Origin of the sequence: Lacticaseibacillus salsurae, assembly GCF_045862175.1 — a bacterium.
In the GTDB taxonomy this organism is placed as follows: domain Bacteria; phylum Bacillota; class Bacilli; order Lactobacillales; family Lactobacillaceae; genus Lacticaseibacillus; species Lacticaseibacillus salsurae.
Genome location: NZ_BAAFZI010000037.1, coordinates 1 through 24,470 on the forward strand (window position 1 = coordinate 1; position 24,470 = coordinate 24,470).

The window sequence follows — 24,470 nt, forward strand, 5'->3', positions numbered from 1 at the left end:
GGTCTGGTAACTTGAGGCACTGATTGGCAAGTTGCCTAAAGTTGATACGATGAAGAAACTCTTGGAACAAAACGAGCCCGGCGTCATTTGAAAGTTGACCGCCGTCGGCGGTCACAGTCACATTGGTATTGCATTGCAGGGATAAGCTGGTTAAAGTTGAGATGGTGTGAAGCCTCGCTTTCGTGATGGTTTTCGTTGACTCAACCTTAGCATATAGGCGCACCCAATGGGTGAAACACCAAAGCAGCGCAGTCCCGTGTGAATCGTGGGATTGCGCTGCTTTTTTGAAATTCTATGAATAATCCAGGAAGCATTATGGTTCTGGTGAGATCACAAACATTGATATCAATCAAGTTGATAAGACGACGATTCCGGATATCGATCTGTTGGTCGGAGGCTTTCCTTGTCAGGACTATTCTGTCGCCCATTCTGGGGCAGAGGGCATAAAAGGCAAGAAAGGTGTTTTGTGGTGGGATATTCGCGATACGATCGAAGCTAAATCGCCAGCATTTGTTTTGCTGGAAAACGTGGATCGATTGCTTTCATCTCCCGGTACTCGCCAGCGTGGTCGAGACTTTGGAATGATCTTATACACTTTGCATCAGTTAGGCTATGACGCCCAGTGGCAAATGGTCAACGCCGCTGATTACGGCTTTCCACAACGCCGCCGCCGTGTCTTCATCGTGGCTTACCGTAACGATACCGCGTACTCAAATCGATTGGCCAAGTATCAGCACCTTAGCGATGCACTTGTTCAACAAGGTGCAATCAGTAGCTCATTACCGATCCAAAAGTTGACCCGTGCCAAAGAGACTCGCTTGGATGAATTCGTTGATATCGTTGATTTCTCAGACAATTTCAGTTTCCACTTTGAAACCACTGGGATCTCACGTGGAGATGAAATTTTCAGTGCACATTATGAGCCTAAGTATTCTGGTGATCATCAAACGTTGAACGATATCGTGTTGCCACATGCCGACGATGATTGGCTGTATCTTAATGAAGATCAGATCAAGAAGTTTGAGTATCTCAAAGGTTCTAAAAGAGAAGAACGAACAACGACAGAAGGATTTTCATATTTTTATGCGGAAGGCGGGATGGCATTTCCTGACCCGTTAGACCGTCCAGGACGTACTATGTTGACTTCTGAACATACTGTCAATCGGAGCACACATGTTATCCGAGACAAGCAAAACAACAAACTGCGACTGATCGATCCAATAGAAGCTGAACGTTTACAGATGTTTCCAGACAATTGGACTGAAGGCATGCCTAAGACAGCGCGTTACTTTATGATGGGCAATGCCTTGGTTACTGGTGTGGTGACTGAGATCGGGAAGAGCCTTGACAGACTCTTCGAGCAAGAAAATTAAATTTGGTTGGCTTTCAATTCAAGACTGTTGGCCGGTAGTGCGACTAGTATGTTAAACCTACTACCACCACCTCACAAAAAAGCGGATGACTGATTCATGGTCATCCGTTTTTCCATTCATTTGCATAGCGCGGTGATTCTTCAGCGTATCGCCTCCAACTGCATTTTGTTGGTGGAACATCAGATACAGGCGGGCATGATGGATCTTGATTTTCACTTGGGCAGTCACCTCCTTGTTAGAGCATCGTTTATTTGGCCAAGGAATGTTTGATCGTGGCGCCATCGATGCTTGCGCCAAACACGAAGAAGCGCTGGTATAAGAATTCGGTGATCCCGTTGCAAGCTAAGTTGATGATGGTGGCTAAATAGTCGTTCATGCCACTGGCTGTTGCCCAATCGCCAAACCATGCCGATAGTGGGGTGAACACCGCGTAATAGGCGGCGACTTTGAGCATCGCTTTAGGCACGTTGCCATTGGAATGGAAGGTGAAGTGGCGATTCAACGTGAAGTTCCATAACACCGATAGCACCAAGGCAATCAAGTAGCGCGGGGCGTAGGCGAAGCTGGTCAGAGTGCTTAACAAGGTGAAGCTGCCCATTTCGATCACGGCGGCGGAACTGGCACAGCCAAAATATTTTATCGTGCGGCGAAATTCTTGCATAGCGAGCCTCCTAGATCAGTGCACAGCAGCGACGGTTTTGACTAAGCTTTCGGCTTCAGTCAAAGCGGCGTCTAGGCGTTTTAACACGTCTTTGGCGCAGGCTTTAGTCATCAACAAGTTAGGCTTGAATTGCAGCACTGACTGGTCGAAGTCGGCCATCATGCACCAAACCCCGTGATGCAACATCGCTTGCATCAGCGCTTGGCCGCCAAGAGGATGCGCAGTTTTCAGGCCCATGATCACGCCACATTGACGGATCTCAACCAGAAAGTCAGCGTGTTTGGCTTGCACGATTTTAAGCCCTTTGGCAAAAGTGTCGGTTAACATATCGCGGTTGGCCAAAGTCGTCGGCCGCGCGAGAATGTCCAAGACTTTAGCGGCGACAATGCAGCCTAATTCGGTGCCGTTAAATGAGCTGGTGTAAGCAAAGCCGTCTTGTTGCATCCAAGCAGCGGCTTTTTGGTTCATGATCACCGCCGACATGGGGTAATACCCGCCAGACAGGCCTTTGCCGCACACGATCATGTCAGGCGTGGCGCCGTAGTGGCAACAAGCCCACATGTCGCCTGAGCGTTGCATCCCGGTTTGCACTTCATCGGCGATGTACAAGGCGCCATATTTATGCGCGAGGTATTCGACGGCTTGGTGGTAGCCAGCCACTGGCATCGGAAAACCAGCCGTGGCTGGCAAGGTTTCGATCAACACGGCTGCGACGTCATTGCCTTGTAGCGCCAACTCCAAGGCGTTCAAGTCGTTATACGGAATATGGGTGTTCAAGCTCGGGTCTGGTGGCATGTTGAAAAAGTTGGCGATCGTCGGGTTGCCAGCGGCCATGGCCAAACCAGTAGAGCCGTGAAAAGCAATGTCTAAGCTGATGATGCGGCGTTTTTTCGTGGCAAAACGCGCGAACTTGATCGCGGCATCGATGGCTTCGCCGCCACCGTTTAAGGTGAAGACATACTGCATGCTTTCAGGCGATACTGCCAGCAGTTTTTCGTTTAAGGTGTTTTTGTATTCAGACGGGAAGTAGTGGTTGCCGGCATCGACCAGATTGGCGCCTTTTTGCAAGGCTTCGCGAACTTCTGGGTTGCGGTGGCCTAAGTTGAACACGCCGCCGTTGGAATGCATGTTGATGAAGCGATGGCCAGACAGATCTTTGAAGTACGACCCGCTGCGTTCGCCGATCACCAAGTCGCCGCCGAGTTCGCGGATGGTGCGCACGCGATCGGGGTTCCAGAGTTTAGCGGCTTCATCATAAATTTCATGTGCTGAGTTCATAGTGTGACCTCCTTTGGCGTGGCCACTTGGGCATTGTCTTGGGGATGCAAGCGACAATAACGCTTGGCCAACCCGGCAGTCCCAGTGGCATAAAAGGCTAATACTTCTGGCGTGAGGCTTTGCGATTCCCCAGCGCCTGGCATCACATGCCCCATGCGTGACAACAAGCTTTGCAACATGCCGACGCGGCGCATCATGATAAAAGTCCATACCATGTCGCGGTCAGCGTCAGTCAGTGGGCGAATGGTTTGATAGCCGGCTAATAATTCATGGATCACTTCTGGCAAGTCTCCGCGATGTTCCATCAGCGCCACCACACTGGCAATGTCGTACATGTAATAGCCCATGCCACAATCATCAAAATCTAAGATCGTGATGTCGCCGTGATCTGCTAATAAGTTGGCTGCGCGCATGTCAGAATGGATCATGCCATAAGTGGCGGCATTTTTGGTGTAGTGTTGCATGTGCTCATGACACAGAGCCACCGCGGCGTCGATTTGGTGCAAGGCCTTTTCACTAAGCCAGCGTGGGGCATGATAATCGGTGCCATAAAAGTTGTTGTCAGAGCCAATGGTGCCGGCAAAGTCCCAAGTCATGCGCTTGAAGTCGCTTGGATATTGCCAGTGGCTGGCGGCTTGATGCAAGGTGGCACAAAGCTTGCCGATGGTGCGGTAAAGCTTGCGATCGGCGGCAGTCATGCGCGTTGGCTTCAAGCGGCTGGTGTGCAGTTGGAGCGTGGCGGCGAGGCGAAATACTGGCAAGGTGAGCGCTTTTGGGAAAGCAGAAATCGCTTGGATCACCCCACCAATATCGGCATTGCCGTCAGAACTGTCTATTGGTGAGCGGCCTTTGACATATTCAAAACAAACCACAAACCGCCGTTCTGCCAACTCCGGTGTATCGATGGCTTGAATCAATTCACCACTTGGCGTTGGGATCGGCGTTTCAACTTTCAAGTCGGTGTGGGTGCGCAAGTAAGCCAGCCACTCAAGTTCAGTGTGAATGGAAGCTTGGCTGGTATAAGCCAGCCGGTGCACCCGCATGACCATCGTCGGACGCTTTGGGGAAGTCACCAGAAAGGTCGCGTTTTCGGTGTAATTCAATAACTTCAACTGACTATTGGCCGGATATCCCCAGCGTACCAAGGCGCGGCGGGCGACGATCATCAAGTGCCCGAGTTGTTCGGCAAAAGTGAGATCAGCAAAGACTTTAGTTGTCATGAAAAACGCTCCCTTCAAGTTCCTGCGTGCTTATGGTGATTAATATAGCCGCAATGATATGAAAGAAAAGCGATTGTGATAGTAAATCTGACACGAAAACTTAAAAACGTGAAATTAACGGTTTGTTATCGTAAATAATGTGTTCGATAATGCTACATATACACGGCCGATATTCGGTTAATCCAACTATGAAATGAAGGTGACCCGAGAAATCCTGAACGAAGAATGCGAAAGTGCCCGTGAATACGCGTCTGTTACCTGATGTTAGAAAATGTTACACGTGAAACGTCATGATCGCGTCGCTGACTTTATGAGGCACTTTGATCGTTTCGTCTCTAACCGGCAACAAATGGCTTGACAACCTGAAGCCTCACTTACATAATGTAAGCATGCTGAAAGGAAAGAGGGAAACACCATGACGAAAAACATTGGCTTTTTGAGTTTTGGGTTTTGGCAAGCTGAGCATTCTGTCGTCAAAACTGCCGCGCAAAGTTACCAAGAATCCGTGCAGCTGGCAGTGGAAGCTGAAAAGCTCGGCGTTGACGGCGCGTGGTTTCGGGTGCACCATTTTGCTGATCAAATCGGCACGCCGTATCCGTTAATGGCCGCCATCGCCGCCAAAACCAGCAAAATCGAAATCGGCACTGGGTTAGTCGATATGCGCTACGAAAACCCGTTCATGATGGCAGAAAACGTTATGAGTACCGACGTTTTGTCGCAAAACCGTGTCCAGTTAGGCGTCGGGCGCGGGTCGCCGGAACAAGTCAAAGATGGCTGGCAGTATTTTGGCTATGATTACTCTGAAGAAGAGATCAAAAATATTGCGCGTGCCCGTGCGTTGAAGTTCTTGGACTTGCTCAAAGGCGAACGCTTCGCCGAACCTAATGCCCAGCCAATGTTTCCGCAAGGCCCTGGTTTGCGGCGGCTAGAACCATTCTCGCCAACGATGCAACAGCGCGTGTGGTGGGGCGCAGGCTCCCAAGCCACGGCGATTTGGGCGGCAGAACACGGCATGAATCTGATGTCGTCAACGCTGGTGAATTATGAAACTAACGAGCCTTTCCACGTCCAACAAGCGCGCCAGTTGCGGGTGTTCAAAGAAGCTTGGGCCAAAGCCGGTCATTCGTTTAAGCCACGGACGTTGGTGACGCGCTCGATCATGCCGATCGTCACCGATCTTGACCGCCAGTTGTTTGCCGAAAATTCTCAGCCGCAAGATGCCGTGGGTTACTTGGCTTACCACCAAAACCCCACGATTTTTGGAAAAATGTATGTCGGCGAACCGGATCAATTGATCAGCGAGCTCAAAGAAGATACGGCGATCCAAGAAGCCGATACGGTATTGATCACAGTGCCGTCGACGCTAGGGGTGGACTACAATGCCCATGTCTTGAAAGTCATTATGGAAGACGTCGCGCCAGGACTGGGTTGGAAATAATCCCGCTGAAATAACGTGGATTTCACGCCTTGGTTCAAGTGGTGTCGAAGCATCCATTTATCCAGAGGCCTCTGTTAGCGGAGGTCTCTTTGTTTTTAAAAAAGCGCTTGCATTTTTAATCCTAAGGTGCTATACTGCACTTCTCAACAAAAGCAAACGTAAGAGCAGGTACCTTTTGTTGAGGACAAGCACTAAGCAAAGCAAGGCGGTTAGGTACATCGCACAAGCTTTGTGGCACCGAAGTCACCATGGGGCCGTAGCGTGGTGATATGATTTCCGTGGGCCTTAAGAGCGCTGGCGTACCGAAGAAACTAGTCAGATGTAACTCCGGCAAAAAGTGAGTCACAGAAGCGACCCATCGCCTGTATCGATCGACCAACACAAGTTGAGGATTGAGACTACTGTCGCGCAGTTTCGTCCAATGACTCTCCTGACTTGGTTATACGACCGATCCCCGCGATGCGTCGGATTGTGCAAAACCCGGGATCCACCTGCACCATGTTTTACCCACAGTGAATTTGAACTGTGGCCGAAGGAGTGCCCACGGGCATGACAACGTGTGACCGCACTAAGCGGTCACACTTCACAGACGTAAACTAAGGCACCTAAATTGGTGCAGTAGGCACTTTTCAACCAAACGTTGAATCAGTGCCTATTTTTGTGGGCAACCGGCGCTTTTTTGACGGGTGGGGGCAGTTTGCGTTAAACTATTACCTATACCAATTTTTGAACACTCAGATCATAGGAGGATTTTTTGGAAGAACAGACTAGACCACATAAACGGTTTTATAAGCACGCACCAGTTTCTTGGGTGCATCTCAAAATTTATTTGGCGATCATTTTAGGCCAATTTGTCTGCGGCTATGCGATCCAAATTTCCGGGACTGCCATCACCGCTGCGCAAAAAGTCATGCCGATCTCCGACTTATGGATCGGCTTGATCGGAGCCGGGACGTTGATCGGCTTGGCCGGCAGTTTGTTAGTCGGCAAATTATCCGATCGCATCGGACGCCGGCGGTTGTTACTGGTCAACATGTACATTTTAGTTGGCGTGTCGCTGCTGCAGCTGCTGACCAGCAATTTATTGCTCACGTTCATCCTGCGCGTGCTCGTCGGCTTGATGGTAGCGGTGGATTATACGGCCGGCAACACCTTGTTGATCGAATGGCTGCCATCAAAAGTTGCCGGCCGCACGCAAAGTCGCTTGGTGATCTATTGGACCATCGGCTTTATCGCCGCCAGCTTGATCGGGCCGCTATTTCCCACTTGGCAATTGATGATGGCATCGCCGGCGATTTTTGGCTTGATCACGGCAGTTTTTCGCTCCGTGGTGAAGTTACCCACGTCGCCTAGTTGGCTGGTCAATCAAGGCAAGCCCAAAGCCGCCCAACGGGTGATCACCAAGCACCTGGGTCGTAAGTGGGGCTTATCCAAACGTCAAAAAGTTGCCGCTCAAACGCCCAATGAATCGTTTAAATGGACCGTCGTCTTCTCCAAAAAATACTTACGTCAAACTGCCGTCGGTGGGGTGTTTTACGCGTCACAATCGTTTACCTTTTTTGGCATCAGTATCTTTTTGCCGATTTTGGCCAAAGGCATGGGCATTGGCGATCCGTCAACCGTCAGCACGCTGTATAACGGCGCGATGCTGTTAGGCGTACTGCTGGGCATTGTGGTGTTCAATCACGTCAGCCGCCGTCAGTTTTTAGTCGCAGACTTTGGCATCGCTGGCGTGGCGCTGTTAACGCTAGCCTTTGGGAAAAATTTACCTGGTGCCGTGTCACTGACGATGTTTAGCGTGTTTGCAGTGATTTTATCTGCTGGGCTAGTGGCCGATTATCCGTACACCAGCGAATTGTTTGATTCGTCTGTGCGCGGCACTGGCGTTGGCATGGTGGTCACGATGAGTCGCTTTGGTGCCGCGGCAGGGACTTTTCTGCTGCCAATCATCACCAATGCGTTCAAGGTGCAAACGGCCATGGGGTTGTGTGGCGTGATCTTGGTATTTGCTTGCGTGGTATGTTTTGCCTTCGCACCGGAAACCTCTGCCAAAATTTTGCATGCACGTGCCGCGGCCCATCACGCTTGATGAGACAACAAAACGCCGATCGAGGATGGCCTCGATCGGCGTTTTGTCGTGCTGCTATCCGCGGACCAGTGCATCAAACGCACTTAACGCGGCGGTGGCGCCACTGCCCATGGCAATGACGATTTGTTTATAGGCGGAATCGGTACAGTCTCCTGCGGCAAAAACATTTGGCATGCTGGTGGCACCAAATTTATCCACTTTGATCTCACCGTGAGCCGTGTGAGCTAAAGTATCCCCAAGCCATTCGGTGTTTGGTACCAGCCCGATTTGCACGAACACCCCATCGACGTTCAGCGACTGGTCAGCTCCAGTGGCGCGGTCGCGGTAGTGTAAGCCGTTGACTCGGCCGCTACCAACAACTTCGGTAGTTTGCGCATTGGCGATCAAGTCGACGTTGTTCAAACTGCGGGCTTTGCTGACCAATACGGCGTCTGCAGAGATCTTCGGGGCAAATTCCAAAACAGTGACATGCTTGGCAATGTTAGCCAAGTCAATCGCCGCTTCGATGCCGGAATTCCCGCCACCGACCACGGCGACGGCTTTATTTTTATAAAGCGGACCATCGCAGTGGGGGCAATAGGCGACCCCTTTGTTTTTGAACTCAGTTTCACCAGGCACATTAAGATTGCGCCAGTGCGCCCCGGTGGCGATAATCGCCGTTTTGGCGCGCAACTTGGCACCCCCGAGCAAGTCGATCTGCAAAGGCGACCCAGCGGTGATGCCGTTGACAGTTTGGCCAGACAAGACGGTGACGTGGTATTTGGCGAGTTGCGCTTGAATGTTTTGCATCAAGTTTTCCCCGACAATATAATCAGTGCCAGGAATATTTTCGATGCCGACAGTTTCTAGCGGTTGCCCACCGAAATGATCCGCGACCTCAGCTACAGCTAAGCCTTTGCGCGCGGCGTAAATTGCGGAAGTGCCAGCTGCCGGGCCGCCGCCGATGATCAACACATCGTACACGCGGTCCTTTTGGGCGGCAGTGATGGCAACTGGGCCATGATGGCCGGCGATTTTGGCCAGCAAAGCGTTGAGATCGGCGCGACCGTTGTGCCATTCTTCACCATTGAGATAAACGGTTGGCACCGCCATGATGTCGTGGGCTTCAGTCTCGGCTTGAAACATGCCGCCTTCGATCATGGTGTGGGTGACGTTAGGGTTGAGCACACTGATGATATCCAGCGCCTGCACCACATCCGGGCAGTTGTGACAACTCAAACTGGCATAAGTTTCAAAATGCAGCGGTTCGTCGATGGCGTCGATGGCTTGTTGTTGTTCAGGTGTGATCTTTGGCGCATGACCAGACACTTGTAGCAATGCCAGCACGAAGGATTCAAATTCATGGCCTAAGGGAACGCCGGCAAATTCGATGCCGCTGGGTTTGGCGTTAGCTTGGTCAATGGCAAAACTTGGCTGACGCTTCAATGAGGCGTTTTCGATCGTGAGGCGCGGATCCAAGTCAGCAACAGTCGTGACAAACTCGCGCACTTTTTGGCCGTTGGCGCTTGCATCAGCGTCTAGTCGAAAGACGACTGGGTGGACTAGATATTGTAAGTAGGCTTTGAGTTGTTGCTTGAGTTCATCGGTCAACATTATAATTTACCCACGAGATCCAAGCCTGGGGTCAGCGTTTTTTCGCCTTGCTTCCACTTGGCTGGGCAAACTTCACCAGGGTGGGATTCAACGTATTGACCGGCTTTGATGCGATCGATATATTCCACTGCATTGCGCCCGATGCCATCAGCGTTGATTTCCATCGATTGTACGACACCTTTGTCATCTAAAATGAACGTCCCGCGTTGCGCCAAGCCAGCGTCTTCATCTAAGACGTCAAACATACGGGCGAGTTGATGGCTCGGGTCACCGATCATGGCGTATTCCAACTTGCCAACAGCGTCTGATTCGTCATGCCAAGCCTTGTGCACAAAATGGGTGTCTTCAGAAACTGAGTAAACTTCGACCCCTAAACTTTGCAACGTGGCGTATTGGTCTTGTAAGTCTTCCAACTCGGTAGGGCAAACAAATGAGAAGTCGGCAGGGTAAAACATGATCACGCTCCAGTGACCTTTCAAGTCATCATCGGTGACAGTGACAAATTCCCCTTTGCGGTAAGCTTGTGCTTTGAATGGTTCGACTGCTTTTCCTACTAAACTCATGGTGGATTCCTCCTTGTTTTTGATTACTCTTCTAGCATACATTGTAATCATTCTAAATCAACCCTTGACTTTTTCGGGATGGCTAAAAATACTACGGCGCGTAAGGATAGCGGATCGAAAGTTTTTTTGGCGGTGGTGGCTCGGAGATGGAAGCGGGTACAGGTGAACAAATCAATATGTTGAATCCTAAAATGACGTGAACGAAGCCGGATTTCGCAAAAAGATTTGACAGCGTATTCATCTTTGCTTATACTGTATTCAGTTACAATGTTATCACCGCTTCGTTTTGACGATGTTGGTGAGCAGGAGTAACGTGCATAAAGAAATCGATAAGGTGTTATCAAGCAATTGAGCATGACTTATCTACACGTTAATGTGTGGATAAGTCTATTTTTTTGAAGGAGGGGTCAGCCGTGCAGATCAAGCGTGTTCTTAACAACAATACTTGTATCTCCATCAACCATGATGGCGTGGATGTGTTGTTGATGGGCCCAGGGATCGCGTTTGGTAAAAAACGTGGCCAACCCGTCGATATGGCTAAAGTTGAGCGGACGTTCTTCTTGAAAGATCCGGCGACGATGTGCAAGTTCACTGATTTGGTGATCGATGTGCCACTAGCAGAAGTCGATGTCGCTGAGCGAGTGATCAACTACGCGAAGATCAAGTTGGGCAAACAACTCAACGAAAACATTTACGTCAACTTGACTGATCACTTGCATATGGCGATCAAGCGCTTGAAAACCGAAGGCATTGGCTTATCCAATCCGTTGAAATGGGATATTGCCAGGTTTTATCCTGATGAATTTGCAGTTGGGAAAAAGGCCGTCGCAGTGGTCAAAGATGCGTTTGATGTCGATCTCGGCGATGATGAAGCGGCATTTATTGCGGTACACTTTATCAACGCAGAAGCAGGCACGCAAGCGGAACAGAATTTAGCTGTTGGTGTGACCACTATCGTCAAAGAAGTGGAAGACTTGGTGAAAGATTACTTTCATACTGAGTTTGATGAGCAGTCGCTGAATTATTATCGCTTCATCACGCATTTGAAGTTTTTCGCTCAGCGCATTCTACTGGGTAAACACTATGAAGATGATGAAGATGACGATTTGTTGAAGACGTTGCAAGTTCGTTATGCCAAACCATATGCTTGCACCTTAAAGATTCGAGAATTTATTCAAACCAAGTATCATTTTGAGATCAATAATTCTGAGCTATTATACCTAACCGTGCACATCAACCGGTTAGTTCGCAACTTATAGGGTGTTATCGGGTAACCGAGCATGACCTAATTCCTGCAGCCTACGCAGGAGTTAGGTCTTTTTTGTCAAAAGGAGCAAGAGATCATGAGTATTAAAGATTCTGCTAAGCAGATCTATGCCGCAGTTGGCGGCGAAAAAAATATCAACTACTTGACCCATTGTGTCACGCGCTTACGTTTTCGTTTAAAAGATGAAAGCCAAGTCGATGATGCCAAAGTCAAAGCCATTCCTGGCGTCATGGGGATCAACCATCAAAATGGCCAATATCAAGTGATCATTGGGAATGCTGTTTCAGATTACTATGCCGAAGTGATCAAACTGGGTGATTTTCCTACCGATGATAGTTCGACTCAAGCGGCGCCAGTGGAAAAATCAGGCAACTTATTTAATCAGTTTGCCAACTTTATCAGTGCTTGCATGTCGCCATTAATTCCAGCCTTAATCGGCGGCGGCATGATCAAAGTGGTTTTGATCTTGTTGACGACGTTAGGTTGGATGAGCACCAAAGGGCAAAACTATACGCTCCTCAGTGCCTTTGGGGATGCCCCATTTTATTTCTTGCCGATCGTTTTGGCAATCACCGCTTCCAAGTATCACAAAGTCAACACGATTTTAGGCGTCACGATCGCCGGAATCATGATCCATCCGAACTTCACCGCGTTGGTCACTGCCGCAAAGCCCGTGCACTTAATGGGCTTACCCGTGACTTTAGCGACGTATTCTAGCTCAGTCATTCCGATCTTATTGGTGATCTGGGCCATGAAGTACATTGAATTAGGCATCGACAAAGTATGTCCAGCGAACTTGAAGAGTATCCTCAAGCCAACTGTCGAGATCTTTGTCATGGGTGTTTTAGCGTTAGTTGTGATCGGCCCGATCGGTACTTATTGTGGTGATGGCTTATCCTGGTTAGTCTTGTTCATCCAAAAGTATGCTTCTTGGGTCGCGGTTGCTTTGATGGCGGCGTTCATGCCACTCATCGTGATGACTGGGATGCACTGGGCTTTCGCGCCAATTTTCTTAGCTGCCAGTCTCGCCACGCCTGATACGTTGATCTTACCAGCGATGTTAGCTGCCAATGTCGCGCAAGGGGCTGCTTGCTTGGCTGTCGCGCTGAAAACCAAGAACAAAACCACGCGCCAAGTGGCGTCTGCCGCTTCGATCTCGGCCTTCCTGGCAGGCGTAACTGAACCGGCTTTGTACGGGGTCACGTTGAAGTATCGCAAGCCGTTATATGCGGTCATGATCTCCAGTGGGATCTGTGGCTTATTTATGGGCATCGTGCATTTAAAGGCCTTTGCTTTTGCTGTTCCGGCTTTCTTATCCTTGCCACAATTTGCCAACAACGCCATTCCAAGCAACATTATCAATGCCGTTATCGTAGCGGTGGCGTCAACTATTTTAACGTTCATCTTGACTTGGGCCTTTGGGTTCGATGATGATGTTCCAGCAACCGCTACGGCTACTGCCAATGATGCTAAAGTTAACCCAACGATGACCAATGTTGATGCTGGTGCCAAGAACACCAAGAAAGTTTATGCCCCAGTTAAAGGGGAATTGATCAACATTGAAAGTGTTGACGACCCGACTTTTGCGCAAAAAATGATGGGTGATGGCGCTGCGATCTTACCAGAAGATACGCATTTTTACGCGCCATTTGATGGGACGGTAGAAACTGTTTTCCCTACTAAGCATGCCATTGGGTTAAAGAGTGATGATGGTGTGGAATTGTTGATCCATGTTGGCTTAGACACTGTCGAGCTGAAAGGCCAACACTACACAACGCATGTTGCCCAAGGTGATCATGTCAAGCAAGGGGATTTATTACTTGAAGCTGATCTGGATGCCATCAAAGCAGCTGGATATGATACCACCGCGGTTTTGGTCGTCACCAATTCCAAAGATTTTGTCGATGTGGTGCAAAACGAAGCCACGACGGTTGATCAAAACACAGTTGCCTTATACGTGATCTAAAGTAAAGGAGTCAGTTGCATGCAAAAATTTCCTAAAGGTTTCTTATGGGGCGGTGCGACGGCTGCCAATCAATTAGAAGGCGGTTATCGCGAAGGCGGCAAAGGATTATCCATTGCTGATGCTTTGCCAGGCGGTCCTGATCGCTTCAAGATCGTTGATCGACCAGATTTTGATTGGACCATTGATGAAACCAAATATCGCTATCCTAACCATGAAGGAATCGACTTTTATCATCACTACAAAGAAGACATTGCCTTATTTGCTGAAATGGGTTTTAAATGCTACCGCTTTTCTATTGCGTGGTCGCGGATCTTTCCCAATGGTGATGAAACTGAACCTAATGAAGCTGGTTTGAAATTCTACGATGGGGTGATCGCTGAATGCTTGAAATATGGCATCGAACCAGTGATCACAATCAGCCATTATGAATTGCCGCTGAATTTGGTCACCACTTATGGTGGCTGGAAGAACCGTCAATTGATCACTTTCTTTGAACGTTATGCGCGGGTGATCTTGACGCGTTACGCCAAAAAAGTGAAGTATTGGATGACCTTCAATGAGATCAATTCCGCTTTGCATTTTCCAGTGATGGGGCAAGGTTTGGTCACGTCAAATGGTGGCAACAAGATGCAAAATCGTTACCAAGCTTGGCATAACCAATTCGTTGCTGGTGCAAAAGCCGTCGCCATTGCCCACCAGTTGCGCTCAGATCTGCAAATCGGGTGCATGCTGTTGTATGCGACAACTTATGCTTATGATGCCAATCCGGAAAATCAACTCGCCGCGCTAAAAGAAAACCAAGCGATGAATCATTTCTGTGGAGATGTCCAAGTGCGCGGCAAATATCCAATTTACACAGAATCTTTGATGAATCATTACGGTTTTTCGTTTAAAGATCTAGACACCACACCAGAAGATCTGGCGGTGTTGGCGGCCAACCCAGTGGATTATATCGGCTTTTCTTATTACATGTCGACGGCAGTGAATGTCACAGATAAGAGTTTGGCCACTGCCAATGGTAATTTAGTCGGCGGGGTAAAGAATCCTTTCCTTCAGGCCAGTGACTGGGGTTGGCAAATCGATCCAACCGGTTTGCGCATCGCTTTGAACGAATTAGCCAACCGTTATAACAAACCAGTTTTCGTGGTGGAAAATGGCTTAGGGGCTAAGGATGTCCCAGACGCTGACCACTTTGTGCAAGATGATTATCGCATCAACTATCTGCGCGCGCATATCGAAGCCATTCGTGGCGCGATCGCTGATGGGGTCCCCGTCATGGGTTATACACCATGGGGATGCATCGACTTAGTCAGTGCTTCAACTGGGCAAATGTCCAAACGCTATGGTTTCATTTATGTCGATTTAGATGATGCAGGCCACGGCACCTTGAAGCGTTACAAGAAAGCATCGTTTGATTGGTACAAGCAAGTCATCGCCTCTAACGGGGACACGTTATAACAACGACGCAGTACACTGACTGGACGTTTCGTACTGTGTGAATATTTTGAAAGCATCTTCTACGGAAGGTGCTTTTTTGATGTTCCAATTGATAGGTGTAATTGCCAGTACGACAAGGTACAATAACGGTATCGAAGTCATTTGTCAAAAAAGGAGTTATGTATGACTAAAGCCTTGATCCTGAAAATCACCCTAGAACATCGTCGGCCTTTGACTTGGCGGCGCCTTGCCGTGCCAGCAGATCTCACTTACACTGAGCTACATCAAGTGATCCAAGCCGCATTTGGTTGGGACAATTATCATTTGTATGCTTTTTATCCGGCGTGGAATCGTAGTTTGACCTACGAAGATCTGAGTTTGGATGATGGCTCTGGGGCAACGGATGCCGCAACGGCGCAAATTCTGCCAGATCTGAAAAAAGGTACCGTGCAATACACCTATGATTTTGGCGAGTCTTGGGATCATCGCATTCAACTCGAAGCAACTCGTGAAATGACTGGCATGTTGCCAATTTGTTTAGCTGGGCGCGGCGGCGGATTTTATGAAGACGGCTTAGGCGTGCGTGAGGAAGAATTTGACGTGGATGCCGTCAATAATGACTTGGCTGACAGCTTGCTAACTGATTCTGAGATGCTTGATACCGTCCAAACCCAACTTAAAAATGTGGTCACGCAAGATCTGACCACGCAGCTGGCTTTGTTTGAACGCTCATCACAGCGCGCCGAAATGTCCGACGTGCCAAGTAACGCGATCAGTGTCTACGTGCATACCTTGGTCATGGTGATGCAAGATCTGCCCCTGAAAAAATGGACCAAAACCAAGCTTGAAAAAGGCCTCGACCAACTGTTTACCCAATTGGCTGATGATGATGAAGATTCTCAGCACTTGATGGCGATCATCATTGGCGACTTTTTGCAGGTGATGGCAGCACACAGTGAATTGGCACCTAGCATGACCCCAGAAAAGGTTGAAGATCTGATGGGCCAAGTCATCATGGAGAATGGTCTGATGCCAGATGATGATTTTGACGATCAAGATTCAACCTATCATCACGTCATGCAGATCGTGGATAACAATTACGGCCACTGGATCCAACCGTTTTTACAAAGCACTAACTGGACTGACTTGCATTTTGATGATCACATTTCTGCAGTGAATTTGATCCTGAGCTTTGTGGCGAATATGTTTGATTCCTACGAAACCTTGATCGAAGACTGGCACCCCGTTGAGCTTTCGCATATGATGCTAGATTATTATCCCAATAGCATGCTTATCAGTGATGCTGAAGCCCAAGCGTTGCCAAAACTAGTGGTGGCTTTTGTTGAGTTCTTGCACACGCAAAAGCAGTTGAACGCCAAGCCGACCAAGCGCATTGTGAAAACCATACAAAACAATGCGTCGTTGATGGCGAAACGGTGTGCAGATCCAGACATGTGGGGCGAAGGCAAAAAGCTGGGCATGCAAATGCAAACAGCTGGCGTCGATACTGACGATCCAGCGGCGATGTACACTTATCTTGAGGGTCAACTTCATGGCGTCAGTTCGCAAGGCGTTCCGCCAGTCCCATTTGCAGACGATCTTAAACATGTTGAGACTTGCGAAAACCGGCATTGGCGGCAAGGCACGGCCACGCGGGTGCATAATGATGCAGAGAAATTTGCTTGGGCAGCCACACAAAATTTTGATGTTCAGCGCTTGGTCGTCGATTTTGCGGATACCGTTTACGCAAAGTATTTGTTGACGCCGATGAACTGGCGTGAAGATATCGTGTCGGCAGTTTGGACGCAACATTTGGATAAGTTGCACCGTGCCCAATGCGATGCCTTAGCTTCAGGCTTGATTAAGTATCTGCAAGTTTTGGGTGACGCGACTTCAATGTCCAAGACCCAAGCCAGCCGCTTAAGTGCCATTATCGACAAGGCCCCTGGTCAAACCAAGAAAGTGGTGCCGTTTAAACCACGAGGATGACGGGTTTTTCATTCCAGAGACTGATGTTAAAATCGATCCTGGGCCGTGGGTAAAACGATTTCTCTCTTGATATGCTAAGGCTATCAAAAGGAGGGGCACATCATGGGATTGCACAAATCATTGGATAACCGCCTCATTGCCGGCGTTTGCGGCGGGATCGCGGAAAGCTTAGGGATCGACGCGATTTGGATCCGGTTGCTGTTTGTATTTGGCGGCGGCTTGTTGTTATGGGTGTATTTAGGGTTATGGTTGCTTTTAGCTGAGTGATCAATACGGCTTGTCTGGCGTGCAAACGCTGCGGCAAGCCGTTTTCATTTGAACGAAGACTGCAAATGTCATGAATTCTCACCTGATTGATTGCGCACCTTTGATTCATGAGCGTATGATAAACGAGATACCTGACAAAAGGAGAATTATACACATGCGTCCTTTACAACAAGAAATCATCACGGCTTTACACGTTGCCCCAACCATCGATCCTCAAACTGAGATCCGCCGCAGCGTTGATTTTCTCAAAGCCTATTTAACTCACTACAGCGGTTTGAAGTCTTTGGTACTGGGCATTTCCGGCGGCCAAGATTCCACCTTGGCTGGCAAGCTGGCAGAAATCGCGGTGACTGAACTGCGCCAAGAAACTGGCGACCAAGACTACCAATTTATCGCGGTACGCTTACCGTATGGCGAACAAGCCGATGAAGCTGACGCCATGGCGGCGATCGCTTTTATGCAAGCAGACGTTACCACACGCGTCAATATCAAACCTTCTGTTGACGCTATGGTACAAGCTGTGGAAGCCAACGACTTAACCGTTAGCGACTTTAACAAAGGTAACATTAAAGCCCGCGCGCGTATGATCGCCCAATATGCCATTGCCGGCGCCAACGCTGGCGTGGTCGTTGGCACTGACCATGCCGCAGAAGCTGTGACTGGGTTTTACACCAAGTTCGGTGATGGCGGCGCTGATGTCACGCCATTGTGGCGCTTGAACAAACGCCAAGGTGCGGCACTCCTGAAAGAACTTGGGGCGCCAGCGCACTTATATGAAAAGGCACCAACGGCTGATCTTGAAGAAGACCGCCCAGCGTTGCCTGATGAAGTGGCTTTAGGCGTGTCATATCGCGATATCGATGACTACTTGGAAGGTAAGCAAGTCAGCGATGCGGCGGCAGAAAAAATCGAGTCTTGGTACCAACGTTCTGAACACAAACGCCACTTGCCGATCACTGTTTTTGATGACTTTTGGAAGGCATAAGCAATTTGTTTAGTATTTGACTTGCTAAACCTAAGGACATTCCGTTATACTTAGGTTGTCACATAAGGGAGTAACTAGCGGCACCATGCCGCGGCAACGTCACCAACAAGTTATAGCTGGTGTTGCCTTAATTAGTGAGACTTATGAACTGCAGACGCAGTTTATAAGTCTCATTTTTTTATCACACAAAGGAGGACCCCCAATTGACCAAACCAGAATACGCACAAACGATCGATGAAACCTTGCATGCCACTCAAAGCCAAGCTGACGTGGGTTTGACCACCAATGAAGCCCAAAAGCGCCTGGAGATCAATGGGCCGAATGCCTTGGCTTCTGCCAAAAAGAAAACCATGTTGGCCCGCTTTTTTGACCAGTTCAAAGACTTTATGATCATCGTCTTGCTGGTGGCTGCTTTAGTCGCTGGATTTGTGGTGCATGAATGGGCCGACGCTGGGATCATCCTCGCGGTGGTGATCTTGAATGCCATTTTCGGGGTGTTTCAAGAATCCAAAGCTGAAGAAGCCATCGACGCTTTGGCCAAAATGGCGACCCCAGATGCCCATGTGCGCCGCGATGGCAATGTGTTGACCATCCCCAGTACGGAGCTAGTGGTCGGCGACATGGTGTTAGTTGAAGCTGGTGATGTGGTGCCAGCCGACTTGCGCTTGATCGAATCGGCCAACTTGAAAATCGAAGAGTCCGCGTTAACTGGGGAATCCGTCCCAGTCGAAAAAGACGTGGCCACCTTGGACGGCGATAATGTCGGCATCGGCGATCGGACGAACATGGCGTTTATGAACACCAACATCACATACGGTCGCGGCGTTGGGGTGGTGGTGGCCACTGGCATGCAAACGCAAGTCGGGCAGATCGCCACGATGATCAATACCGCCAAAGAAACCACGACGCCGCTGCAAGACAACCTCAAAGCCTTAGGGAAAACCTTGACGGTGATGATCTTAGTGATCGCCGCGATCGTGTTTGGTGTCGGCATTTGGCGCCAAGCCGCCAGTGTGCCAGAAATGTTCTTGACGGCGATTTCGTTGGCAGTTGCGGCGATCCCAGAAGGCTTGCCAGCCATCGTGACGATCATTTTAGCGTTAGGTACGCAGAAAATGGCCAAGCGTTCCGCATTAGTGCGCAAACTGCCTGCAGTAGAAACGTTAGGCTCAACTGAGATCATTGCTTCTGATAAAACTGGGACCTTGACGCAAAACAAAATGACTGTCGAAAAAGTGTACTACGACGGCCAATTGCATGATGCCAAAGACGGCATCGCTGGTGGCAACTTGTTAATGACAGTGATGAATTTCGCCAATGACACCCAGATCCAGCCAGATGGCACGATGTTAGGCGATCCGACTGAAACTGCGTTGGTGGCGTATGGGCAAAAGCAACAGTTTGACTTAAGCGCGCAATTGGCGCAAATGCCGCGAGTGGCAGAAGTGCCGTTTGATTCGGAACGTAAACTCATGACCACCATCCATCAAATGCCTAATGGCCGCTTTTTGGTGGCGACTAAAGGCGCGCCGGATCAACTGTTGAAGCGCACCACCCAATTGGCGTTTGGCGATCGGGCCAACGCCATGACGCAAGGGCAATTGGATGACATTTTAGCCACGAACCAACAGCTCGCCAAACAAGCTTTGCGAGTGTTGGGGATGGCCTATAAGATCATTGACGCGATCCCAGCGACAGTGGATTCAGACACCGTCGAACATGACTTGATCTTTGCTGGGTTAGTGGGGATGATCGATCCAGAACGTCCCGAAGCCGCAGACGCTGTGGCCCAAGCCAAAGCCGCGGGGATCCGGCCGATGATGATCACTGGGGACCATCAAGACACTGCCGAAGCCATCGCCGGGCGCTTGGGGATCATTGAACCAGGCGACGACGCGGCAGTGATCACCGGTGCCCAGTTGGATGAACAATCTGACGCTGAATTTGCCCAAAATGTGGACAAGTATTCTGTTTATGCGCGAGTGGCGCCGGAACACAAAGTCCGCATCGTCAACGCTTGGCAACAAAAAGGCAAAGTCGTGGCTATGACTGGCGATGGGGTCAATGATGCCCCTGCGCTAAAAGCTGCTGATATCGGCATCGGCATGGGGATCACTGGGACTGAAGTGTCCAAAGGCGCTTCTGATATGGTGCTGGCTGATGATAACTTTGCCACGATCGTCAAAGCCGTTGAAGAAGGGCGCAAAGTGTTCGCCAACATTCAAAAATCGATCCAATACTTGTTATCGGCTAACTTAGGCGAAGTGTTGACGCTGTTTATGATGACCATGCTTGGTTGGGACATTTTGGCGCCAGTGCATATTTTATGGATCAACTTGGTGACCGATACCTTCCCAGCCATCGCGTTAGGCGTTGAACCCACCGAACCTGGGATCATGAAGCAAAAGCCGCGGGGCCGCGCGTCGAATTTCTTTTCTGGCGGCGTCGGGCAAGCGGTGATCTGGCAAGGGATGCTAGAAGGGATCTTGACGTTAGGCGTGTACTTTGTGGCGATCACTTGGCCGATCCATTCCAGTTCCGCGGCGATGCACGCAGACGCTTTGACGATGGCTTATGCCACGTTAGGTTTGATCCAATTGTTCCATGCCTTCAACGTGAAGTCAGTGCATCAAAGCTTGTTCACGGTTGGGTTGTTCCGCAACCGCTCGTTTAACTTAGCGATCTTAGCTAGCTTCTTGTTGCTGGCAGTGACGATTTTAGTGCCAGGCTTTAATGGGTTGTTCCATGTGACCACGTTAGCCTTGTCACAATGGGCCGTGGTATTAGGCGCCGGGTTGTTGATCATCGTGATCGTTGAAGTCGTGAAGTTTATCCAACGCCAGGTCGCCAAAGCGTAACCTTGATGAGCCCAGCGGCGACGCTGGGCTTTTTCAATGGGCGCCTAGGCGTGTTTCGCAAGCGTTTTTCTGTTAGAATGGAACACAGAAACAATTGGAGGAATTATCATGGCTAAAATGAACAAAACGCAAATGAAATTGATGCACTACGCCCAACTGATCAACTTGATCATGGACGATACCGAAGCTGAACAAGACCAAATGAGTCCGAAGTTTGAAGCCCTTAAACAAGCGCTGTTAAATGGCAACATCGGCGATTTTGATAAAGAAGCATACGCGCAAACCATCACCAGCTTCCAAGATGGCACTGACCATTACAACAGCATGTTGGAAAAACTGCAAAATGCCAAAGTGCCGGCTAAGTTAATGGGCAACCACAAATTATTGACGTCGGCGTTCACGGATTTTGTCAAAGGCTGCCAAGATATGGTCGACAGTTTGCATGACAATCCTACTGAATTTGACGAAGGCGCCTTTTCCATGGCAGAAGCCGATCAAGACGCAGCATCCAGCCGCTTGATGAAATACATTCAAAAGATCTCTGCAATGGTATAAGGAGTCTTCCATGAAAAGAATGATCGCACTGATCGTTGCGCTGGTGGCGTTTTTAGGCGTGGCGTTCGTTCAAACTGGCGGGGTGCAGACCCTGACCAAACCCAAGACGCCCACTGTCGGCATTTTGCAGTTGGTGACCCATCCAGCGCTTGATGCGATCCATAAAGGGATCATCAAAGGGTTAGCGGATAATGGCTATACCGTGGGCAAGAATGTGAAAATCGACTTTCAAAATGCCGAAGCTGATCAAAGTAACTTAAAAACCATGTCAGAGAAATTCGCCAATGAACACGCGGATGTGATGGTGGGTATCGCCACGCCAGCGGCACAAGCGCTGGCTGATGTCACCACCAAAACGCCGATCATTTTAGGCGCGATCACTGATCCTAAAGGCGCCAAATTGGTGAGATCAAACACCAAACCAGGTGGCAACATCACCGGCGTGTCAGATCAAGCTCCGATCAAGTCGCAACTGGCTTTGATCCATCAGCTGATGCCCAAAGCCCAAACGCTTGGGGTGATCTCCACGAGCTCTGATGATTCAGCGCAAGTCCAAGCCAAAATGGTGGGCCAACTGGCCCCAAAAGCTGGTTTCAAAGTCAAGCAATACACCATTAGCTCGACGAACGATTTGAACCAGGTGGCTGGGCAAATGGTCAGCCAAGTTGACGCGATCTTCGTGCCGACAGACAACACCATTGCCAGTGCCATGCAAACCTTGGTTCAAGTGGCCAACACCAAAAAAGTGCCAGTATTCCCAACTGTGGATACGATGGTCAAACAAGGTGGGGTGGCGACGATCGGATTGGATCAATTCGAATTAGGCGTGCAAACGGGGAAAATGGTTGCCAATGTGTTATCTGGCAAGTCCAAGCCTGCCACCACGCCGATCCATTTTGAAAAAACTGGCAAGTTGATCGTCAACTTGAAACAAGCCAAACTGCTGGGGATCACCATCCCCCAAGCGGTGATCGACAAAGCGCAAAAATCCGGGGAGGTCTTCAAATGAGTTTAGGCGTATCTGCCATCGGCCAAGGGCTGTTGTACAGCTTAGTCGGCATCGGCTTATTTTTGACTTTCCGGATCTTGGATTTCCCCGATATGACCGTTGAAGGCACTTTCCCGTTTGGCGCCGCGGTAGCGTGTGCGGCGTTGACCCATGGCGCTAGCCCATTTGTGGCCACCTTGTTGTCGTTGATCGCTGGCATGGCCGCCGGGTGTGTGACGGGGTTATTGACCACCAAAGGCCATATTCCCGTGTTGTTAGCCGGGATCTTGGTGATGACTGGGCTGTATTCCATTAACTTGCGGGTGATGGGGCGAGCAAATTTAAGCTTGCTCAACCAGCCGAACTTGTTTAACGCGCATTGGCTCAAGGCACTGCCGGCGTATTTTGACGCGGTAGTCGTCGGCGTGATCGCTTGTGTCGTGATCGTGACGTTATTGATCTTGTTTTTGAACACCCAAATCGGCCAAGCCTTCATTGCCGCTGGCGACAACCCAGCAATGGCGCGCAGTTTAGGTATCGACCCGGATCACCAAATGTTGCTCGGTTTAGTGGTGGGCAACGGCTTGATCGGCTTGGCTGGCGGCTTGCTGGCGCAAAACAACGGTTATGCTGATGTGTCCATGGGCACTGGGGTCATTGTCATTGGGCTAGCGGCGATCATCATCGGCGAAGTGGTGTTTGGCGAGTTGACTTTGAGCCAGCGCTTAGTGGCTGTTGTGCTTGGTAGCATTTTGTATCGCTTCGTGCTGTTGATCGTGTTGGCATTAGGCTTTAACGCCAATGATCTCAAAATGTTGTCTGCGATCATTTTGGCTTTGGCGATCATGATCCCGCAAATCGACCATCGTTTGCGCATCAAGCGCACCTTAAGTCGGGGGGTGAAGGCCAATGGCTGAGCAATTAAAACTGGCCAATGTCGCGGTGAATGTTGTCGCCGAAAATACCGTTAAACCGCTGCTTTCAGGCATCGACTTGACCTTGGCGCCAGGTGATTATGTGGCAGTGTTAGGCACGAATGGCGCAGGGAAGTCCACGATGTTTAATGCCATTACTGGCGATATCGATGTGGCTGGCGGTTCGATCACCTTAGCTGGGCAAGACATTACCCATGAAAAGCCGGAAAAACGTGCCCGTTTGATCGCTCGGGTGTTCCAAGACCCGAAAATGGGCACTGCGCCGCGCATGACGGTGGCAGAGAACTTGTTATTGGCCTCTCGCCGCGGTCAGCGCTTGACGCTGGCTTCTCGAGGTTTAAAGGCGCAAATGACCCATTTTGAAGCGTTGGCGGCACAAACTGGCAACGGCTTAGAAAAGGCGTTGGATCGTCCCACCGAGTCGCTTTCTGGTGGGCAACGCCAAGCGCTGAGTTTGTTGATGGCAACGTTGAAGCGCCCAGAGCTTTTGTTGCTTGATGAACATACTGCCGCTTTGGATCCGAAAACCAGCGCGGCGATCATGGCGGTCACAGACAAATTAGTCACCCAAGAGCATTTGACGTGTATGATGATCACGCATCATTTGGAAGATGCCTTGAAATATGGCAACCGCTTGATCGTGTTATCGCAAGGGCGCATCATCAAAGACTTCAATGCCCAAGAAAAAGCCGCGTTATCGCGCGCAGACTTGTTAGATTATTTCGGTTAGATCAAAAACGCTTCGCAAAGGGAAATAACTTTGCGAAGCGTTTGTTCATTAGAGGTGAAGAACCATGTCAGATCAAGAACTTCAAGTCTTGGTGGCCCAAGTGTCATTGGCGAGTTTCCAGCGGCCGTTTGTCAATCAGGCGCATTTTAACGGAAATTTGTCAAATGGTGTTGAAGGATAGTTTTTATCCTTTGAAGGTCTCCCCGACCGTGGGAGGCTTTTTTGTTATTTAATTGTTTAAGGAACTATGATGGATGCAGGGATAATGGTATTTTCGG

The 24,470-nt window shown here is 49.6% G+C and carries 19 protein-coding genes and 1 pseudogene; 14 read left to right on the forward strand and 6 right to left on the reverse strand.

Translation table 11 applies throughout. From position 1 onward, the window contains the following. Positions 1 to 326: 326 nt before the first annotated feature. Positions 327 to 1,373, forward strand: a pseudogene (dcm, locus tag ACKTSG_RS10125) (DNA (cytosine-5-)-methyltransferase); the annotation flags it as partial. A gap of 60 nt (positions 1,374 to 1,433) precedes the next feature. Here dcm and ACKTSG_RS10130 read toward each other — a convergent pair. Genes ACKTSG_RS10130 through ACKTSG_RS10145 form a run of 4 tightly spaced genes read right to left on the reverse strand, consistent with a single transcriptional unit; the run spans position 1,434 to position 4,532 of the window. Continuing rightward, positions 1,434 to 1,589 carry a hypothetical protein gene (locus ACKTSG_RS10130; RefSeq protein WP_407894413.1) on the reverse strand — a complete coding sequence of 52 codons (156 nt, stop codon included), beginning with the start codon at positions 1,587 to 1,589 and terminating at the stop codon, positions 1,434 to 1,436. A 31-nt stretch (positions 1,590 to 1,620) separates the two neighbouring features. Further along, positions 1,621 to 2,034: a GtrA family protein gene (locus tag ACKTSG_RS10135; RefSeq protein WP_407894415.1), complete on the reverse strand. Its 414-nt coding sequence runs from the start codon at positions 2,032 to 2,034 to the stop codon at positions 1,621 to 1,623. A gap of 15 nt (positions 2,035 to 2,049) precedes the next feature. After that, complete coding sequence (locus tag ACKTSG_RS10140) at positions 2,050 to 3,312, reverse strand: class-III pyridoxal-phosphate-dependent aminotransferase (protein ID WP_407894417.1); 1,263 nt, start codon at positions 3,310 to 3,312, stop codon at positions 2,050 to 2,052. Then, on the reverse strand, positions 3,309 to 4,532 hold the full coding sequence (locus ACKTSG_RS10145; RefSeq protein ID WP_407894419.1) for a phosphotransferase enzyme family protein: 1,224 nt from the start codon (positions 4,530 to 4,532) through the stop codon (positions 3,309 to 3,311). The genes ACKTSG_RS10140 and ACKTSG_RS10145 overlap by 4 nt, the downstream gene beginning before the upstream one ends. A gap of 415 nt (positions 4,533 to 4,947) precedes the next feature. Between ACKTSG_RS10145 and ACKTSG_RS10150 the strand changes: the two genes are divergently transcribed. Together ACKTSG_RS10150 and ACKTSG_RS10155 are read left to right on the forward strand one after the other, a co-directional pair. Continuing rightward, on the forward strand, positions 4,948 to 5,970 hold the full coding sequence (locus tag ACKTSG_RS10150) for an LLM class flavin-dependent oxidoreductase (protein ID WP_407894421.1): 1,023 nt from the start codon (positions 4,948 to 4,950) through the stop codon (positions 5,968 to 5,970). Between the two features lie 754 nt (positions 5,971 to 6,724). Then, on the forward strand, positions 6,725 to 8,059 hold the full coding sequence (locus tag ACKTSG_RS10155) for an MFS transporter (RefSeq protein ID WP_407894423.1): 1,335 nt from the start codon (positions 6,725 to 6,727) through the stop codon (positions 8,057 to 8,059). A 54-nt stretch (positions 8,060 to 8,113) separates the two neighbouring features. On the opposite strand, the gene ahpF is transcribed toward ACKTSG_RS10155, so the two are convergent. Then, positions 8,114 to 9,652 (reverse strand): alkyl hydroperoxide reductase subunit F, encoded by a 1,539-nt coding sequence (gene ahpF / locus ACKTSG_RS10160; protein WP_407894425.1) that lies wholly within the window; start codon positions 9,650 to 9,652, stop codon positions 8,114 to 8,116. Continuing rightward, positions 9,652 to 10,215 (reverse strand): alkyl hydroperoxide reductase subunit C, encoded by a 564-nt coding sequence (ahpC, locus tag ACKTSG_RS10165; protein WP_407894427.1) that lies wholly within the window; start codon positions 10,213 to 10,215, stop codon positions 9,652 to 9,654. Before ahpC ends, ahpF begins: the two co-directional genes overlap by 1 nt. A gap of 413 nt (positions 10,216 to 10,628) precedes the next feature. Between ahpC and licT the strand changes: the two genes are divergently transcribed. The 11 genes from licT (at position 10,629) to ACKTSG_RS10220 (ending at position 24,192) form a co-directional block, all read left to right on the forward strand. Further along, positions 10,629 to 11,474, forward strand: a complete 846-nt coding sequence (licT, locus tag ACKTSG_RS10170) for a BglG family transcription antiterminator LicT (RefSeq protein ID WP_407894429.1) — start codon at positions 10,629 to 10,631, stop codon at positions 11,472 to 11,474. An 84-nt stretch (positions 11,475 to 11,558) separates the two neighbouring features. Continuing rightward, positions 11,559 to 13,448: a beta-glucoside-specific PTS transporter subunit IIABC gene (locus tag ACKTSG_RS10175; protein ID WP_407894431.1), complete on the forward strand. Its 1,890-nt coding sequence runs from the start codon at positions 11,559 to 11,561 to the stop codon at positions 13,446 to 13,448. A gap of 18 nt (positions 13,449 to 13,466) precedes the next feature. After that, entirely contained in the window at positions 13,467 to 14,906 is a 1,440-nt protein-coding gene (locus ACKTSG_RS10180; protein ID WP_407894433.1) for a glycoside hydrolase family 1 protein, read from the forward strand. A 162-nt stretch (positions 14,907 to 15,068) separates the two neighbouring features. Further along, positions 15,069 to 16,874, forward strand: coding sequence for a plasmid pRiA4b ORF-3 family protein (locus ACKTSG_RS10185; protein WP_407894435.1), 1,806 nt, complete (start codon positions 15,069 to 15,071; stop codon positions 16,872 to 16,874). A 102-nt stretch (positions 16,875 to 16,976) separates the two neighbouring features. Next, positions 16,977 to 17,141: a PspC domain-containing protein gene (locus tag ACKTSG_RS10190; RefSeq protein WP_407894437.1), complete on the forward strand. Its 165-nt coding sequence runs from the start codon at positions 16,977 to 16,979 to the stop codon at positions 17,139 to 17,141. A gap of 154 nt (positions 17,142 to 17,295) precedes the next feature. Continuing rightward, positions 17,296 to 18,126: an NAD(+) synthase gene (gene nadE, locus ACKTSG_RS10195; RefSeq protein WP_407894439.1), complete on the forward strand. Its 831-nt coding sequence runs from the start codon at positions 17,296 to 17,298 to the stop codon at positions 18,124 to 18,126. A gap of 203 nt (positions 18,127 to 18,329) precedes the next feature. After that, the gene (locus ACKTSG_RS10200; RefSeq protein ID WP_407894441.1) at positions 18,330 to 20,984 is read left to right on the forward strand and encodes a cation-translocating P-type ATPase; all 2,655 of its coding nucleotides are present in this window, start codon (positions 18,330 to 18,332) and stop codon (positions 20,982 to 20,984) included. Between the two features lie 108 nt (positions 20,985 to 21,092). Then, entirely contained in the window at positions 21,093 to 21,539 is a 447-nt protein-coding gene (locus tag ACKTSG_RS10205; protein WP_407894443.1) for a hypothetical protein, read from the forward strand. Between the two features lie 10 nt (positions 21,540 to 21,549). After that, a complete protein-coding gene (gene trpX, locus ACKTSG_RS10210; RefSeq protein WP_407894445.1) occupies positions 21,550 to 22,548 on the forward strand; it encodes a tryptophan ABC transporter substrate-binding protein in 999 nt (332 codons plus the stop codon). Next, a complete protein-coding gene (locus ACKTSG_RS10215; protein ID WP_407894447.1) occupies positions 22,545 to 23,444 on the forward strand; it encodes an ABC transporter permease in 900 nt (299 codons plus the stop codon). Before trpX ends, ACKTSG_RS10215 begins: the two co-directional genes overlap by 4 nt. After that, entirely contained in the window at positions 23,437 to 24,192 is a 756-nt protein-coding gene (locus ACKTSG_RS10220; protein WP_407894449.1) for an ABC transporter ATP-binding protein, read from the forward strand. The genes ACKTSG_RS10215 and ACKTSG_RS10220 overlap by 8 nt, the downstream gene beginning before the upstream one ends. The last annotated feature ends 278 nt before the right edge of the window (positions 24,193 to 24,470 follow it).